Source organism: Streptomyces sp. Ru71 (assembly GCF_002920535.1).
Taxonomy (GTDB): Bacteria; Actinomycetota; Actinomycetes; order Streptomycetales; family Streptomycetaceae; genus Streptomyces.
Map to the genome: position 1 here is coordinate 1 of NZ_PQSS01000189.1, position 286 is coordinate 286.

A 286-nucleotide genomic window follows, 5' to 3' on the forward strand; every position below is an offset into this window, starting at 1 on the left:
CGGTAGCCGTCGCGGCCCCGGATGCGCTGGTCGCCGCCGGAGCAGAACGCCCAGCCGCCGTCCTTGGCGGAGGGGCCGTTGCCGGTGAGGATGACCGCGCCGACGTCGGAGGACATCCGGGCGTGGTCCAGGGTGCGGTACAGCTCGTCGACGGTCTTCGGGCGGAAGGCGTTGCGCACCTCGGGCCGGTCGAAGGCGATCCGCACCCAGGGCAGGTCGCGGACCACGGTGCCGTCGGCGTCGCGTTCCACGCCTCGGTGGTAGGTGATGTCGGTCAGGTCCTCGG

Annotated in this window: 1 protein-coding gene; it reads right to left on the bottom strand. The window is 73.1% G+C overall.

The window, feature by feature from the left end; translation table 11 throughout:
- Positions 1 to 278: enoyl-CoA hydratase-related protein (locus C3489_RS38170; protein ID WP_374936813.1), on the bottom strand; the 278-nt coding region annotated here is incomplete at its 3' end.
- Positions 279 to 286 lie beyond the last annotated feature (8 nt).